Annotated in this window: 21 protein-coding genes and 1 pseudogene; 4 read left to right on the forward strand and 18 right to left on the reverse strand. The window is 33.8% G+C overall.

From position 1 onward, the window contains the following. Positions 1-14 precede the first annotated feature (14 nt). The 13 genes and pseudogenes from copZ to BAQ46_RS06255 form a co-directional block, all read right to left on the reverse strand. The gene (gene copZ, locus BAQ46_RS06195; RefSeq protein ID WP_000436976.1) at positions 15-221 is read right to left on the reverse strand and encodes a copper chaperone CopZ; all 207 of its coding nucleotides are present in this window, start codon (positions 219-221) and stop codon (positions 15-17) included. 187 nt (positions 222-408) lie between these two features. Then, positions 409-711 carry a metal-sensing transcriptional repressor gene (locus BAQ46_RS06200; RefSeq protein ID WP_000509877.1) on the reverse strand — a complete coding sequence of 101 codons (303 nt, stop codon included), beginning with the start codon at positions 709-711 and terminating at the stop codon, positions 409-411. A 290-nt stretch (positions 712-1001) separates the two neighbouring features. Beyond that, a complete protein-coding gene (locus BAQ46_RS06205; RefSeq protein ID WP_000849103.1) occupies positions 1002-1229 on the reverse strand; it encodes a hypothetical protein in 228 nt (75 codons plus the stop codon). 259 nt (positions 1230-1488) lie between these two features. Then, complete coding sequence (locus tag BAQ46_RS06210; protein WP_000509822.1) at positions 1489-2436, reverse strand: cation diffusion facilitator family transporter; 948 nt, start codon at positions 2434-2436, stop codon at positions 1489-1491. Positions 2437-2481: 45 nt separating this feature from the next. Then, entirely contained in the window at positions 2482-2724 is a 243-nt protein-coding gene (locus BAQ46_RS06215) for a ferredoxin (protein ID WP_000967685.1), read from the reverse strand. 47 nt (positions 2725-2771) lie between these two features. Next, on the reverse strand, positions 2772-3494 hold the full coding sequence (gene gpmA, locus BAQ46_RS06220) for a 2,3-diphosphoglycerate-dependent phosphoglycerate mutase (RefSeq protein ID WP_000240140.1): 723 nt from the start codon (positions 3492-3494) through the stop codon (positions 2772-2774). A gap of 66 nt (positions 3495-3560) precedes the next feature. After that, positions 3561-3935 carry an ArsR/SmtB family transcription factor gene (locus BAQ46_RS06225; RefSeq protein WP_061131629.1) on the reverse strand — a complete coding sequence of 125 codons (375 nt, stop codon included), beginning with the start codon at positions 3933-3935 and terminating at the stop codon, positions 3561-3563. Positions 3936-4132: 197 nt separating this feature from the next. Next, positions 4133-4951: an alpha/beta hydrolase gene (locus BAQ46_RS06230; protein WP_001098336.1), complete on the reverse strand. Its 819-nt coding sequence runs from the start codon at positions 4949-4951 to the stop codon at positions 4133-4135. A gap of 16 nt (positions 4952-4967) precedes the next feature. Further along, on the reverse strand, positions 4968-5789 hold the full coding sequence (locus tag BAQ46_RS06235) for an ABC transporter ATP-binding protein (RefSeq protein ID WP_061131628.1): 822 nt from the start codon (positions 5787-5789) through the stop codon (positions 4968-4970). Positions 5790-5803: 14 nt separating this feature from the next. Further along, positions 5804-6826, reverse strand: coding sequence for a FecCD family ABC transporter permease (locus BAQ46_RS06240; protein WP_000920465.1), 1023 nt, complete (start codon positions 6824-6826; stop codon positions 5804-5806). Further along, positions 6819-7826 carry a FecCD family ABC transporter permease gene (locus tag BAQ46_RS06245; RefSeq protein WP_001173060.1) on the reverse strand — a complete coding sequence of 336 codons (1008 nt, stop codon included), beginning with the start codon at positions 7824-7826 and terminating at the stop codon, positions 6819-6821. The genes BAQ46_RS06240 and BAQ46_RS06245 overlap by 8 nt, the downstream gene beginning before the upstream one ends. A gap of 27 nt (positions 7827-7853) precedes the next feature. After that, positions 7854-8819 (reverse strand): iron-hydroxamate ABC transporter substrate-binding protein, encoded by a 966-nt coding sequence (locus tag BAQ46_RS06250; RefSeq protein ID WP_061131627.1) that lies wholly within the window; start codon positions 8817-8819, stop codon positions 7854-7856. Positions 8820-9117: 298 nt separating this feature from the next. Further along, positions 9118-9255 (reverse strand): annotated as a pseudogene (locus tag BAQ46_RS06255) (exodeoxyribonuclease III); the annotation flags it as partial. Between the two features lie 77 nt (positions 9256-9332). On the opposite strand from BAQ46_RS06255, the gene adaA reads away from it, so the two are divergent. The 3 genes from adaA to alkA are packed head-to-tail and all read left to right on the forward strand — an operon-like array spanning position 9333 to position 11348. Then, positions 9333-9929, forward strand: coding sequence for a bifunctional transcriptional activator/DNA repair enzyme AdaA (gene adaA, locus BAQ46_RS06260; RefSeq protein ID WP_000551319.1), 597 nt, complete (start codon positions 9333-9335; stop codon positions 9927-9929). Further along, positions 9910-10440: a methylated-DNA--[protein]-cysteine S-methyltransferase gene (locus BAQ46_RS06265; protein WP_071741791.1), complete on the forward strand. Its 531-nt coding sequence runs from the start codon at positions 9910-9912 to the stop codon at positions 10438-10440. Before adaA ends, BAQ46_RS06265 begins: the two co-directional genes overlap by 20 nt. After that, complete coding sequence (gene alkA / locus BAQ46_RS06270; protein ID WP_061131624.1) at positions 10437-11348, forward strand: DNA-3-methyladenine glycosidase II; 912 nt, start codon at positions 10437-10439, stop codon at positions 11346-11348. The genes BAQ46_RS06265 and alkA overlap by 4 nt, the downstream gene beginning before the upstream one ends. A gap of 37 nt (positions 11349-11385) precedes the next feature. On the opposite strand, the gene pepT is transcribed toward alkA, so the two are convergent. Beyond that, positions 11386-12618, reverse strand: coding sequence for a peptidase T (pepT, locus tag BAQ46_RS06275; protein WP_000806991.1), 1233 nt, complete (start codon positions 12616-12618; stop codon positions 11386-11388). A 195-nt stretch (positions 12619-12813) separates the two neighbouring features. On the opposite strand from pepT, the gene BAQ46_RS06280 reads away from it, so the two are divergent. Then, positions 12814-13452: a YczE/YyaS/YitT family protein gene (locus BAQ46_RS06280; RefSeq protein WP_001241263.1), complete on the forward strand. Its 639-nt coding sequence runs from the start codon at positions 12814-12816 to the stop codon at positions 13450-13452. Positions 13453-13543: 91 nt separating this feature from the next. Here BAQ46_RS06280 and BAQ46_RS06285 read toward each other — a convergent pair whose 3' ends face one another. From BAQ46_RS06285 to BAQ46_RS06300, 4 genes are all read right to left on the reverse strand, one after another. After that, entirely contained in the window at positions 13544-13861 is a 318-nt protein-coding gene (locus BAQ46_RS06285; RefSeq protein WP_000809488.1) for a hypothetical protein, read from the reverse strand. A gap of 324 nt (positions 13862-14185) precedes the next feature. Continuing rightward, positions 14186-14761, reverse strand: a complete 576-nt coding sequence (locus BAQ46_RS06290) for a histidine phosphatase family protein (protein WP_071741792.1) — start codon at positions 14759-14761, stop codon at positions 14186-14188. 30 nt (positions 14762-14791) lie between these two features. Continuing rightward, positions 14792-15607 (reverse strand): alpha/beta fold hydrolase, encoded by an 816-nt coding sequence (locus tag BAQ46_RS06295; RefSeq protein WP_071678835.1) that lies wholly within the window; start codon positions 15605-15607, stop codon positions 14792-14794. Positions 15608-15825: 218 nt separating this feature from the next. Next, positions 15826-16215 carry a VOC family protein gene (locus tag BAQ46_RS06300; protein WP_061131621.1) on the reverse strand — a complete coding sequence of 130 codons (390 nt, stop codon included), beginning with the start codon at positions 16213-16215 and terminating at the stop codon, positions 15826-15828. Positions 16216-16366: the final 151 nt, after the last annotated feature.

Raw genomic sequence — 16366 nt, forward strand, 5'->3', positions numbered from 1 at the left:
ATATCTAAAAATAATTATTGAACATCGTATCCTTGATCTTCGATTACAGCAACGATATCTTTTAATGTTACAACTGACGAGTCGATAGTAACTTCAACAGTTCCTTCTGCTAATTGAACTTTCACTTGTTCAACACCGTTTAGCTCTTTCACACTGCTTTCGATAGCATTTACACAATGTCCACAAGACATACCTTCAACTTGTAATGTTAACTGTTCCATTTAAAATCCTCCTCTTGTTTATTCATTGTTTGTTAATCACAGTTACATCTTACCATACCCCCCTAAGGTAATCAATGGTTTTTTATCATGATTTTTCAATTATTTTCTAAAAGTTTATTTTACACACACTTTTTCACACCAATACAAGGATAAACAAAAAACAAGCTAGTTACACACTAGCTTGTTTTTACGCTTTTGAAAAACGTTCAAATACTGTCATTAATTCTTCGATTGCTTCGTCACCATTACCATTTTTAATTGCACCTGAAACACAATGACTCGTATGGTTTTTTAATACACCCATTCCTACTTTTTTCATCGCTGCATTAATCGCTGAAATTTGCACTAAAATATCCACGCAATACCGATCATTTTCAATCATATTTTGAATACCCCGAACTTGCCCTTCAATTCTCTTCAATCTATTTATAATTTGCTCTTTTTCTTTTTCTGATCTATGTGTTACTGCTTCATGCTCTTTATGCCCCATATTATCACCTTCTTAAAGTTTCTCTTCATCCAATAAAACAATTACTTTTACGAGTATACCAATTATAGCATTAAATATCTATGCATGATACCCCATATGAGTATATTTCCACTTTATGATTATTCTTAACACATTGTTAGCTTCTCAGTCTTAATTTTCATTATACCCTTTCCTTTTTTCAAAAAACAATAATAAGCGAGGGTTGTCCATCCCCGCTTATTATTCATTCCCAAATATAAAAGCCTCAATCTTCACACATGTAAATTGAGACTTTTTCTTCCTATATATAATTATTGCTGATCACATACTTTTGTATCATTCACTACTGAAGTTCCTTCAACGGTTACCGTATGAAAACAGTCATTTACACGAACTGTCACAACATTATCTTGCCGATCAATGATATGATATTCATTAAAATTTTTATTTAGAGCACTGCGAATTTGTTCTCCTTCATAAATTGGGATACCATGCGATAAAACCCAAATAAGTCCAGCGATAGCGAGAATAGTTTTCATACGATCTACCTCCTTGAGAATATAGTGAACTTTTCATCCGTGCTTTTTCAGCTCTACGAATCATAATTGGAATGAACCAAGCCTTTTCGGAAATAAGTTCATTTCGTCTATTTTATGTTTATGCTAATTGTGAACGAATTGTGACAACTTTTTGTCTCTTTAGACGAAAAATTGAAACAAAACTTTCAAAAAGGACAATTCTACTTACGCAAACAAAAGGCTATGGAGAATTTCCCCATAGCCTTTTGCTTACATTTAATTAGACGATCATTTCATTATGTTTAATAGTAAGTGTTTCAATTTGAATGGTAGCATGTTCAATATGAAACTCTTGTTTTAACATATCAATAATATTTTGAAGTACTTCTTGATCATCCTGTTTTTTATCAATCATTACATGGACGCTTAATGCGTCTAGTCCAGATGTAATTGTCCAAATATGAAGATCATGTAAATCACGTACACCTTCTACTCCTTTAATCGCTTGCTTCACTTTCTCTAGTTCAATTGCAACGGGTGTACCCTCCATAAGTATATGAATGGAATGTTTTGTTACTCCCCACGCGCTCTTTAAAATTAATAAAGCAACAACTACTGAAATAATTGGATCTGCTATATACCATGAGAATAACGACATAAGTACCCCAGCTACTAATGCTCCCACTGACCCTAAAGCATCTCCAAGAACATGTAAATACGCGCTACGTAAATTTACATTATTTTTCACATCACCTTGTCTCATCAGTGCCCATGCACTAATTAAATTTGCTAGTAAACCAATTGATGCGATTAACATCATTGGACCACTTGAAACAGTTGGTGGTTCAAAAAACCGACCAATTGCTTCCCATACGATAAGCCCTGCTACAACAAATAACGTAATTCCATTAATTAATGCCGCCAAAATCTCAAAACGATAATATCCATACGTTTTTTTAGAAGTAACCGTTCTAGCTGCTAATCCAATAGCAATTAAACTTAATAATAAGGAACTTGTATCGCTTAACATATGTCCTGAATCAGATAATAAAGCCAAACTATTTGTAACTAGTCCCCCGAAAAATTCAAGGAACATGATAGTTGCTGTAATCACTAAGGCTGTAATTAATCCTTTTCTGTTACCTTTCCTACTTTCCTCAAAATGATGATGGCCATGGGAATGCCCGTGAGCATGCCCATGATGTTGGTGACCGTGATGATGTCCCATATAAATACCTCCTTTTAATTTTGTTTGTCTTTCATAATTCCACTATTAAATTTTTATTTTATTTACAAATGGCTCTTTTCTTATTTGAATCGAACTTGTTGGACAGCCGTCACTTGCCGCCAACATTGCTTGCAAGAAAGTTTTTGGAATACCCATTATTCCTTGGTTATTATCTAATACACCAAATGATTTTCCTCTTCCGTCTACCTGATATATATCAGGTGCTATAGAAATACATAGTCCACATGCCTCACAATTCTTTTTATTTACAACCGTATAATATAACACTATAAATCACCTCCGATATAAATATACAATACGTAGGTAGGGTATATTTATACCAAACTTCCTTCTAAAGTTTCTATTTCTCTAGTTAAATAATAATAGCATATCGGTTTTAAATCGCTATCTAATTCATAAACCAATGGTGTTCCTGTTGGAATGTTCACATTTTCTATATCTTTATCTGAAATTTGATCTAAATGTTTTACTAAAGCACGTATTGTATTGCCGTGTGCTGCTATAATTACTTGTTTACCAGCTTTTACGTTAGGAGCTATCTCTTCATTCCAATAGGAAACAACTCGTTTTTCTGTATCTTCTAGATCTTCTGTAAGAGGAAACTCATAATCTTTTACATCTCTATATTTCGGATGTGCTGCTTCATATCTTTCGTCATCTTTTGTAAGTGCTGGTGGGCGTACATTTGTTGAACGTCTCCATAATGTTACTTGTTCATCGCCATATTTTCTCGCTGTTTCTTCCTTATTTAATCCTTGAAGCGCACCGTAATGTCGCTCATTTAATTTCCATGTTTTATGAACAGGTATCCACATCAAATCCATTTCTTCGAGAGTAATCCATAAAGTACGCATCGCTCTTCTCAAAACAGATGTATATGCGATATCAAACGAGAAACCATTAGCTTTCAGCATTATTCCAGCTTCTCTTGCTTCTTTCATACCTTTCATTGATAAATCAACATCTGTCCAACCTGTAAACCGATTTTCAACATTCCATTCACTTTGTCCATGTCTTATTAATACAAGTTTAACCATACTTATTATCTCCTCTCCTTTGAAAGTTGCATTTTCATAAAGAAGTATCTTTATGAAAATGCATTGTTACATATTTAGTTCTTTTTTGTTTATTTCACTACTATGACTAAACGCTAATTCAATTAATCCATTTACGTGAGAGTCATCTAATGAATAAAAAACAAGTTTCCCCTCTTTACGCTTTTTCGCCAATCCTATCGTTTGTAATAGTCTTAAGTGATGTGAAGCTGTTGCAATACTACTATGAATAATACTTGCGACATCACGTACGCAAAGTTCCTTTTCTGTATACAACGCATAAGCAATTTTTAAACGTGTTTCATCTGCAAGTGCCTTAAACATCTTCGCTACACTACTTATATTCTCTTTCTCTAGCATATCACTTGCATGTTTTACTTTTTGCTCATCATGATAACAAAGTTCACAATACTCTTCACTCATATGTAACACCTCTTATTCAAATATATATTTGATTATGTATGTAGTATACCTTATAAACGAGAAACATTCAAATGTTCATTTGAATGTTTCTCGTTTATATTAAATTACTCGCTTTCTCACTAGCTTTTTAATTGATGGATACGTTGCTTTTAAACAATAATGAAAAAAGGTAAGCAATCGCTCACCTTTTCCCTCTTCTATATGTGACTAACAAACCTCAATCCTTTACTTAAAGAAGTCGGTACAACAGATGCATGGTTCTCCCCTTCCGCCTCATAAAACGTAAATCGAAACTGATCGTGTTTTACTTTGAAAAGGCGCTCTGATAATTCGTTTGCCCCTACAACCATATGCTCTCGTTCAAGTGAACCAACTGTAAGAAATACTCCTGTTTTAACCTTTGCCTTGTTTAATTCATTTATAAGATTCCCTTCTTTTTCAAGCACAGATTGGTTATTCCACCAAATAGATGGACTACTAATAAAATAATTTTGAAAGGCATTTATGTTTGTAAATAATATATGTAAAGCAAATAGTCCACCTAAAGAATGCCCAAATAGTGTTTGCTTTCCTTTATCAATTTCAAAATTCTTTTCAATTTGCGGCTTTAATTCTTCTTCAATAAAAGTAAAGAAATGATGTGCTCCTCCTGTTTTAGGCCAAGGTTTACCATCTGGTTTTAAAGCCGCATCTTTTGAAATTACGCTAGGCGTAAAATCATAACATCTTTCTTCACCTGAAAATGCCCCTTCGATTGGATAACCAATACCTACTATAATGGCTGGTGAAACACCTGTTTTTTCCGCTCTAACTGATTGTATTTTAACCGCTTCATGGAATGTTTGAAAAAAGGCATTACCATCTAATACGTAAATGACAGGATATCCTGAATCCAGTGCTGGTTGCCTCGGCTTTGAAATATGAATTTGATATTCCTTACCATCTAATTTTGAATACATGTTCCACTGTTCAGTATTAGATGTTACAATCTGCTGTTTTTCAATCGTAGTGTTCATCTTATATCCCCCCTTCTTAACTCGTTACATATATTTCTACTTTTTCTTCTTGAAATACAATGCTATCATAACCGAAGCAAACAGGAGACCCATTATACGGATCAATCATGACACGTGCATCAATATGAAATACTTCTTTTAACACTTCATTTGTAATGATTTCTTCTGGGCTACCAGTTGTAACGATTTCTCCTTCCTTCATTGCAATAATTTCATCTGAAAACCTTGCTGCATGGTTAATATCATGTAATACCATAACGACCGTACAATTATGGTCTTTATTTAATTTCTCCACAATTTGTAATACATCTAATTGATGAGACATATCAAGATATGTAGTTGGCTCATCTAATAACAACACTTCTGTCTCTTGTGCCAAAGCCATCGCTAGCCATACCTTTTGTCGTTGACCACCTGATAAATTTGCAATTTGTCTCGTTCGAAATGCAGAAGTTTTCGTTATATCTAATGCCCAGTCAATCATCTCTTTATCTTTTGAAGTTAACTTATTTACATTATTTCGATGTGGATAACGTCCATAAGAAATTAATTCTTCTACTTTAAGCTCTCCTGGTGCAATTGGAGTTTGCGGAAGTAGAGCTAACTGCTTCGCAATTTCTTTCGTTGGAATTGTATGTAAATCTTGTCCTTGCAAATATACTTTACCACTCTTTTGCTTTAAAATTCTTCCCATCGTTTTTAACAGTGTCGATTTACCGCACCCATTTGGTCCTATAATTGTCGTTACTTTTCCTTCTTGTATTTCCACATTTAAATCGCGAAACACTGTAAGCTTTTCATAACTTGTTTCTAAATTTTTCGCACTTAAAATACTCACTTTTATTCCTCCTCTTACGCTTTCGCCTTATAAAGTAAATATAAGAAATAAGGTACACCGACAATAGAAATAACGATTCCAACTGGTAACTCTACAGGTGTGAAAACTGTTTTTGCGATAAAGTCTGAAGCAATTACAAGAAACATTCCAATTACTCCGCACGTAGGAATGATATGCTTATGCTGAATACCGACAAGTCTTTTCGCTATATGCGGTGCCATTAATCCGATGAAACCAATACTTCCTGAAACTGCAACACATGCGCTTACAAGTCCGATACTACTTAGTAGTAAAATTGATTTCTCTCTTTCTACTGAAACACCTAAACTTGTAATACTCGTTTCTTCCAATTGAAATAAATCTAATAAATAAGCTTTCTTTTGTATAAGTGGAATCAGTATGATAAGCCACGGTAACATTGCAATAATATACTTCCAGTTTGCACTATATATACTGCCTGACACCCAAACTGCAGCCATCTCGAAATCGGTTGACTTCATTTTGAGTGATAAATACATAGAAAAGGCTCCAAATCCTGATCCAATCGCAATCCCTGTTAATAAAAGACGCTGCGAATCTAACTTACCATTTTTCCAAGAAAACAGATAAATGATGATAGCTGCACCTAATCCGCCTACTAAACCAAACATTGGCATCATCATAATAGAAACCCAGTCTGTGCTTTTTAATTGCCCTTGGAAGAAAAACATAAAAATGACGATTGCTGTTCCTGCTCCTGCATTAACTCCTAAAATACCTGGGTCTGCCAATCCATTTCTCGTAATTCCTTGAATAACAGCACCTGCAACACCGAGACCTACCCCTACTAATCCCGCAATTATGATGCGCGGGAGACGAAACTCAAAAATAACTAAATCATGGTCTGGTACTGGATCTATTCTAAGGAGTGTTTTACATACATCTGTAATCGTAATATCAAACGTACCATTCGTTAAACTAATATAAATAGCACATAGTATTAAAAATATACTAATCCCCATCGTCATTCCAAAACGTTGACTTGAACTTTTAAGCATGTCTCTCTCCTCCTCTTGTACGGATTAAATAAAGGAAGAAAGGAATTCCAATTAAGGAGGTAACGACTCCAATCGGTGTTTCAAATGGATAGTTTACAAACCTACTTAAAATATCACATAACGCTAGAAAAACGCCGCCAATAACGCCTGCGCATGGCAAAATCCACTTATAATCTACCCCAATTATAAAGCGAGTAATGTGCGGAATAATTAAACCTACAAAACCAACTTTCCCCACTAAAGCAACTGCCGTTCCTGTTAAAAAGATAACTGATAAAATAGCCATCGCTTTAACTAGTTTTGTACGCTGCCCTAGGTTAATAGAAACTTCTTCTCCTAAAGAAAGAATCGTAATAGATTTTGATATTAACAGCGCTAAAACTATTCCAATTATCCCAAACGGTATCGTAATTTTAATGATATTAGGGTCTACTTGGTCTAATTTTGCATTAAACCAAAAACTAACATTTTGAGAAATTTGGAAGTATGAAGCCATTGCAGCAGACACACTGCTTAAAAATGTTCCAATAACTGTCCCAATAATCGCTAACCGAACTGGCGATAAACCATTTTGAAGGAGCGAACCAAAACCAAATACGATACCGGCTCCTAATGCAGAACCAATCATTGAACATACAACCATACCAATCGATGACATTCCCGGAAGAAAAATCATACAAAGTGTAATAACAAAAGCTGCCCCATCCGTCACACCCATAATAGAAGGGGATGCAAGATAGTTTCTTGTCATCCCCTGCATAAGTGCTCCTGATATGGCTAGAAATGCTCCAACTAAAAGAGCTGCAACTACCCTTGGTAAACGTGAAGTAATAATAATATTATGATTTACATCACTTGAATCAAAATGAAATAACGCGTTCCACACCGTTTCAGCATCAATACTTTTCGCCCCATACAAAATAGAAAGTATAACTGTAAATAAGATGAGTATGGGTGCTATACATAATATAGTTACTGGTACTGCATTTGTTTTCTGCATATCATTCAACGCACCTTACTTATTGTATTATTTAGATAAATTTTTCACTGTTTCTTTTAAGAACGCTGTTTTACTCCAAGCAGTACCACCTTGTGCCATTGGATCAACAACGTTTACAAATACTTTCTTTTCTTTCGCAGCATTCATACTTTGCCAAATTGGATTATTTTCAATTTCTTCTAGCACTTTCGGGTTTTTATTTTCAGTTGTTTCATATTGTAAGAAAATATAATCTGGGTTTAGTTCAGCAAGTTTTTCAAATGAAATTTTCTCTTGTGCTTTTACAGTTTTCAATTGTTCTGGAACAGTTAATCCAAGATCTTTATAAATTACAGGGTTGAAGTATACTCCTTCTGGGTATAGGAATAATTCGTTTGCTCTTAGTCTGATTACAAGGACTTTTTTGTCTTTTAACTTATCTCCTAGTTTTGCTTTTGCTTTTTCAGCGTCCGCATTGTAATCTTTAATAATTTTTTCAGCTTTATCTTTTTTACCAGTTAATTCCCCCATTAACTTTAAGTTATCTTCCCAATTTGTTGAAACATGTGATACCGGGAATGTAGGAGCTACTTTCGTAAACTTTTCAGCTGTTTCTGCTGGGAATTTCGTACTAGATGTAATAACGTCTGGTTTTAATTGAAGTAATGTTTCGAAATTTGGTTGCATTTTCTCACCAACAGATTTCGCACCTTCTAAATCTTTCTCCAGATACTTTGGTAATTTACCACCAACCGTAATCGCACCAACTGGTTTAATTCCAAGTACTGCTGCATCTTCCATTGACTCTAAACTAGCTGTTGCAATTTTATCTACTTTTGCTGGCACTGTATATTCTTTACCTAAATATGTAATTTTTCGTTTTTCGTCTTTTTTCGTCTCACTAGCCTTTGTCTGTTGAGTTTTTTCTCCTGAAGTTTTATCCGCACTATTACATGCTGCTAGTCCTACACTTAAAACTGTTACCATACCTAATGTAAATAACTTCTTATTCATCTTTAAATATCTCCTCTCGAATTTCCAAACTATATTCTCAATAAAATTTAACTATATGAAACTTGTCCTACATATATATTTTATTAGATTAATAATTCTATCCAGAACTCATTCTCGTTCACTTCCCCTAAGCTATAATTCTTTTATACCTCACCCATTGATAATCTTTTTATTGATAATGATTATCGTTACTAATTATATATTTAATATGTAATTATTTCAAGAAAGATTTGAAAAATTTTAACAAACTGAATTAAAAAAGAAGTATCCGCCTCATGTTAGGTAGATACTTCTTTTTTTAGAAATTTATATGTAATTCAACTGGGCAATGGTCTGACCCCATTACTTCACTATTAATTTTCGCCGCTGTTATTTGGTCTTTCATTCTCTCGGAAACAACAAAATAATCTAAACGCCATCCAATATTTTCACCTTTGTAATCTTGCTCTTACATTTATGAATACATACATACACACTTTATTCAGGTTATACTAATTTCAGAGGTGATGTTCTTTGCACAATGAAGGAGTTACGTTAACAAATGAGCATTGGCAAGCAATTATTCATAATGATTCTTCCTATGATAGCAAATTCTTTTATGCCGTGAAATCAACCGGGGTTTTTTGCCGACCGTCATGCAAATCAAGAATACCGAATAAAAACAATGTACGAATTTTTCATCATGCAGAGCAAGCATTAAGTGAAAACTTTCGCCCGTGCAAACGTTGTAAACCAAATGGGCTCACTTTACCTAATGAAGAGTGGGTAGAACAAATTAAAGAGTATATCGAAAAACACTTTGATGAATTATTAACTCTAGACATACTTGCGGAAATGTGCCATGGTAGCCCCTTTCATTTACAACGCACTTTCAAAAAAATGACAGGAATAAGTCCGATAGAATATATACAGCAGTTCAGAATTGTTAAAGCAGCAGAACACCTTTTACACACAAATCAACCCATTAAAGAAATTAGTACTGCCGTCGGGATAGAAAACCCAGAATATTTCGCAACTTTATTTAAAAAGAAAACTGGATTTACCCCTACTGAATATCGAAAAAAGAATGAAATGAAAGAGGGATACAATAATGAATTCTTACAAAAATAATTATATATATTGGACGCTACTGACACATGCAAATTGGAAGTTTCATATTGCTGCAACTGAAACTGGACTATGTTTCATTGGATCACAAAACGAAACCTTTGAAGAAGTAAATATATGGGCTAGAAAAAAACTGCCTCAACATATATTGATCCATAGTCCAGATTACTTACAAATATATACAAAAGAAATGATCGAGTATTTAGAAAACAAGAGAGAAACCTTTACATCCCCTATCGCTGCTTACGGAACTGCATTTCAATTATCTGTTTGGAGTACGGTACGTGAAATTCCTTATGGAAAAACATATTCTTATACAGAAATTGCAGATAAAATTCAAAAACCTACAGCGGTACGTGCCGTTGCGTCTGCTATTGCTGCCAACCCAATTCTCATTATGATTCCTTGCCACCGTGTTATTGGAAAGAATGGTAAACTAACTGGTTTTAGAGGGGGATTAGAAATGAAGAAAGAATTGCTTGCATTAGAAAAATTACAGGTGGAATTCATATGACAGCCGAATATAGTAACGCATTAACTTTAACAGTTCCAACAGAATTTAGTTTTCAAGAAAATTTACGCTATCTATCCCGTTCTAACAATGAATGTATGTTCCACATTGAAGATAACAAAATTTATAAAGTTATCCCTGTTCACGATGTAAATCCTTTAGTTGAAATTAGTATGAATGCGGATGATACTATTCAAATACGTTTTTTAGGAGAAACCTATATCTCTGCAAAACCGATACGCGATGCTGTAGCTAACTATGTAACTGAATGGTTTGATTTAACTACTGATTTAGCTCCCTTTTATACATTAGCTAAACATGATGTACTCCTTCAAAGACCAATTGAACAATATTATGGCCTTCGTACTTTAGGTATTCCAGACTTATTTGAGGCACTTTCCTGGGGAATTATCGGGCAGCAAATTAACCTCACTTATGCTTATACACTAAAAAGAAGATTAGTCGAGACATTTGGAAGTTATGTAGAATGGAACGATAGAAAGCATTGGATATTCCCATCACATGAAACAATTGCCAATTTACACGTAGAGGATCTCAAAAATTTAAAAATGACGACTAGAAAATGTGAATATTTAATCGGTATTGCAAAGCTTATTACAGAAGGAAAACTATCAAAAGAATCTTTACTACAAACACAAGATGTAAAGATTGCTGAAAAACAATTAACTGCTATACATGGTATAGGTCCGTGGACCGCTCACTATGTTTTAATGCGCTGTTTACGATTCCCTTCCGCTTTTCCAATTGACGATGTTGGTTTGCACAATGCAATTAAATATATAACAGGTTCTAAAAGTAAACCGACTAAACAGGAAATAAAAGATTTTGCGGCAAATTGGATCAACTGGGAGTCTTACGCAACTTTTTATTTGTGGCGAGTATTATACTAAAAAACCAAGTAGCGTTTTTGCACTACTTGGTTCTTTTTTAAGCTTGTTCTTCAAATCGTCTTGCAATTTCTATAATAACTTGAACAGCTTTTTCCATAACATCTACCGAAACATACTCAAATTTACCGTGATAGTTTTCACCACCTGTGAAAATGTTTGGGGTTGGTAATCCCATATACGATAATTGTGATCCATCTGTTCCACCACGAATCGGATGAATATTTGGTTCGATATTTAAACTTTTCATTGCCTCATATGCAATATCAACAATTTCTCTCACTGGTTCAATCTTTTCAAGCATGTTATAGTATTGATCATTCATTTCTAAAACGACTGCATCTCGTCCATACTTCTCTTGCATTTGCTTCACAATATTTTCAACGTTATGTTTACGCGCTTCAAAATTTTCACGATCAAAATCTCGAATAATATAATACGCTTTACTTTGCTCAACATCACCATTTAAAGAAAGTAAATGATAGAATCCTTCATACCCCTCTGTATATTCTGGTGCCTCTTCTACTGGTAAATAGCTATTAAATTCCATAGCAAGTTTAGTTGCGTTACGCATTTTATTTTTCGCTGTTCCAGGATGTGTATTCGTTCCGTTAAACGTTAACTTAGCACCTGCAGCATTAAAGCTTTCATACTCTAAACCACCTAATGGACCTCCATCCATCGTATAAGCAAATGAAGCGCCAAACGCTTCTACATCAAAATGCGCTGGGCCGCGGCCAATTTCTTCATCCGGCGTAAACGCAACTCTAATTTTCCCATGTTTAATTTGCGGATTATGTATTAAATAATTCATTGCAACCATAATTTCTGTAAGACCAGCTTTATCATCTGCTCCTAACAGTGTTGTACCGTCCGTTGTAATAATCGTATGTCCTTTATAAGACGGTAATTCTGGGAACTGTTCTGGCGTTAATACAACATTAAGCTCTTCATTTAATGTAATTGCGTTCCCGTCAAAGTTTTCATGAATTTGTGGTTTTACATTTTTTCCAGTAAAGTCTGTTGCTGTATCTAAATGTGCTAAAAAGCCGATTACAGGAACATCCTTATCCGTATTAGCCGGAAGTGTTGCCATTACATATCCGTTATCGTCCATCGTTACTTCTGTTAACCCAATTTCTTTTAACTCTTCAACTAATAACTTACCAAACTCAATTTGTCCTGGTGTTGTTGGCACTGTATGACTGTCTTCATTTGATTGCGTATCAATCTTTACATATCTCGTAAATCTTTCAATAAGTTCTTGTTTCAAATTCATTCACTCCCTTTTATACTTCTTTCTCTATTATAATCCTTGAGACGAAATATTTTAACTTTTTTGACTGTGAATACATATATTTCATTTGTATTTTAGCTATTTTAAATACCGTCTGAAAAGTCGTAAAATTTGTACATTAAAACCCTTACATGTAATATACATAATTATACAATATGGGAGGTTTTAAAAATGAGGCTAACTCTCTTTCGCTATTTTCTTTTTTTCTTAGGGTTAATCTTCTTTGGGCTTGGAAATGCTCTTGCAGTCAAAGTAAAATTTCTCGGTTTACATCCTTGGGAAGTTTTAAATATGGCTCTCTACCAAAGGTTTGGATGGACGATTGGTACGTGGAGTGTCATATGTGGGTTATGTCTCGTTCTCATTTCTTTACTAGTAGATCGAAAATATATAAATGTGGGAACATTTTTAAATGCACTACTTATCGGTCCCATTATGGACTTTTTCTTACAATCAAATATTCTTCCAAACGCTAGTGATTATTTATGGATAAACTTACTCATTTTATTTTCTGGTATTGCCATTACAGGTATCGGTGGAGGTATGTATGTTGCGGCTGGAATTGGTGCTGGACCTCGTGATGGATTCATGCTTACTATTTCCGACAAAACAGGTCTATCTATTAGCCGTGCTCGAATCATTGTAGAATGCATTGTACTAGTTATTGGATTTATGCTAGGTGGTCCTGTTTTTATCGTAACTTTTCTGTATACCTTTATTCAAAGTCCAATCTTTCAGCAATCATTTAAGGTATTTCAAACACTTTTACATACTCTACATAACAAAAAGAAAATTAGTGAACATGTTTAAAGTACAATTTAATACAAATAAATTCACCCTATTTACGATTCTCACCGCAAATAGGGTGTTTCTTTTTTATTCCATAATTTAAGAAGATATACTAACCATTCACAATAAAAGTATATACATCGTTATAAATACAACCATTTACCCTAATAACGTACTTCCCGGGTTTACTAAAACGAATTGTGTATTTATTTAGCTGAATTGCTTCTTTATCTCCAGAAAGAATATCAATGCTTCTGCCACTTAATACATATAATTCATTTAGATTCATCGATACATCAATTGCATTGAAATTCTCCTCTTTCACTTGCTGTGATTCCGCAGCGCTTATACTTGGTTCTAAAAACAGTAGTCCACTTAATCCAATCGTCCCCGCTAAAGCAACTCCCGCAAACTTTTTAATTTGTTTCATTACAATGACCTCCTTATAGATTTTGCGTAAAGGTGATGTCCTCCCTTACACCACAAAGCCTATATGTAATGAAATAAAAAGTAAACGAGGACAGTAAGACAAACTTCTACATCTTTTTCTCCTATTGAATATAAATCCAACGTTTGGAGTTTTGTCACATTTAAAATTGTTTACTTAAACCAACTTTCAATTATATTATTCAGAAACTGAATAATTACTTATTGATTTAACATTCTAAAAATAGTTGATAAAAATGCTTTCTATTGAAATAAAAAAGATTTTGCTATAAAAGTAACTTTTACAACAAAATCCATACAACCAACTTTATTCCGCTTTCCATAATCTCTCTACATTCATTAATTGTTCTTCATTAAATTCCATCTTATATATATCTGGTTTTGACGTATTCATTAAAAATTCAAAATCATATTGTTCATCAAAATAGTTCATCATTAATGTCATGACAAGCCCATGTGTACCAATTACAATTTTTTGTCCTTGAAAATCCATTAAGATTTCTCTTAATACTTTCACTACTCTTCTCTGGCAATCCGTATATGACTCTCCTTCCGTTCGTGCAAAGTCCGGATTAGAGAACATCTTCTTTACAAGTGGATACACTTCTTTATCTGATATAACCTGATCCTCACTTAAAAACATACACTCTTTGAGATTTTCATATATTAATACTTCTTTTTCATAGAAATTGGCTGCTTTTTCTATCATTAACACAGCCCTTTTATACGGACTTGAAATAAAAGTATCAATTGCCTCTGCTTTTAATATGTCCGTTACTCTATGAGCGTCTAAACTTCCCTTTTCAGTTAATCCCCGTGTTCTTTCACTCCCTTCTAATTTTGGTGATTCACCATGCCTAACCATATAAATATATGTATTCATACTTCCTCCTTGAAAATATTCATTCGTTTTTTATAAACTTTGCTGATTTGTTCGTCTAATCCATTCTCCTACTAAACTCTCAAATAATTCAGGCTGTTCAATTTGCAAATTATGCCCTGCCATATCTAACACCGCTAATGTCGCTCTTGGGTAATCATCAATAATTTCTATAATATCTTGATAACCTACCGATATATCTTGTCTTCCGGCTAATAAAAGAACGGGTTTCTCATATTTCTTACGGTGAAAATCCATAGTAAGAGAGTAATTCTTTTGCAATCTTTCAATAAATTCATAATTAGCAATATCTAGTCCTGGCTTAATTTCCTCTTGAAATCGCTTATATGTATATTCATTTGCTATCACTGCTAACTCACAAAATGCTTCTCTTTCCATAGAAGTGAGCTTATTTAAAAGTTCCTCATCTTGTAAAATTACTTGTTTATCTGGAAGGATCCTTTTTTCTGGCTCCGCTACAACAACAGGGCATACTAATAATAATCCGTTAACTCTTTCAAACAACTTTGTGAGTATTCCTCTGGCTAAATAACCTCCATATGACTCTCCTACCAATAAAAATTCTTCAGTAGAAATGATTTCTTCAATAAATGGGATAAGCACTTCTACTACACGATCTGAACTATTTATCCAATCTGGAGCATTCGATTTTCCCATTCCAGGTAAATCAATATATATTCGCTTATAACCTTCATACTTTTGAAATACTGATTCCATACATTCCATCATTAACCTATGGTCAGGAGCACAGCCATGTATGATAATGACTGGTTTTCCTTCTCCAACAATTTCATAGTATATTTCTGCATCTTCAATTCGAAATAACATAAAAAATCCTCCCTATTTATACATTCCTTTTGAATGGCAACACTATCAAATTTATAAGAATACACGTTCCCAATTTACATCCCCTACAATTGATTGTCAAATTTAAATTTTCAGACTAAAAATAAATCAGCTTCCTTCTATTTTTATTTCCTAGAAGAAAGCTGATTTATTTTACCCTATCCAATTTGAAACCTTGTTCTTATCAGTTTTGTTACCCCTTATTCTTCTATTTTCATCAACACAATTCTCCAACCATCTGGGTCCTCAATCGTTATCCCCTTATCTTTCCAATATGGATTTTCTGGTTCCACTTCATCGTATCCCAATGCATGCAGCCTTTTACTCACCTTTTTCATTTCACTATCTTCACTCATATAAAATACAAGTAAATTATCTTTTGTCGGAGCTGGACAAGGACTCCCATCAATATGTCTTGTAAATTCTAAATGATACTCTTCATCTGGGAGCCCAAACATGACCCCATCATAACCTTCATGATCGTAAAATTCACCTATACGTTTTAAGCCTAATCCTTTTTCATAGAATGCTATAACCTCTTCAAACTTATTCGTCGGACGTGCAATTCGAAACTTCACCAAATTTTTCATGATTTTCCTCCCATACTAAAAATTTCAAAAATGTGTTACGTATTATTGTACATACGTAACACATTTTTGAAATTACTCATTAGTATAAGAATAAATACATACAAAGGTCTTACTTAAAATAACCTCTATCAGTCAAAAATTAAAATTCAAA

Origin of the sequence: Bacillus paranthracis, assembly GCF_001883995.1 — a bacterium.
Taxonomy (GTDB): domain Bacteria; phylum Bacillota; class Bacilli; order Bacillales; family Bacillaceae_G; genus Bacillus_A; species Bacillus_A paranthracis.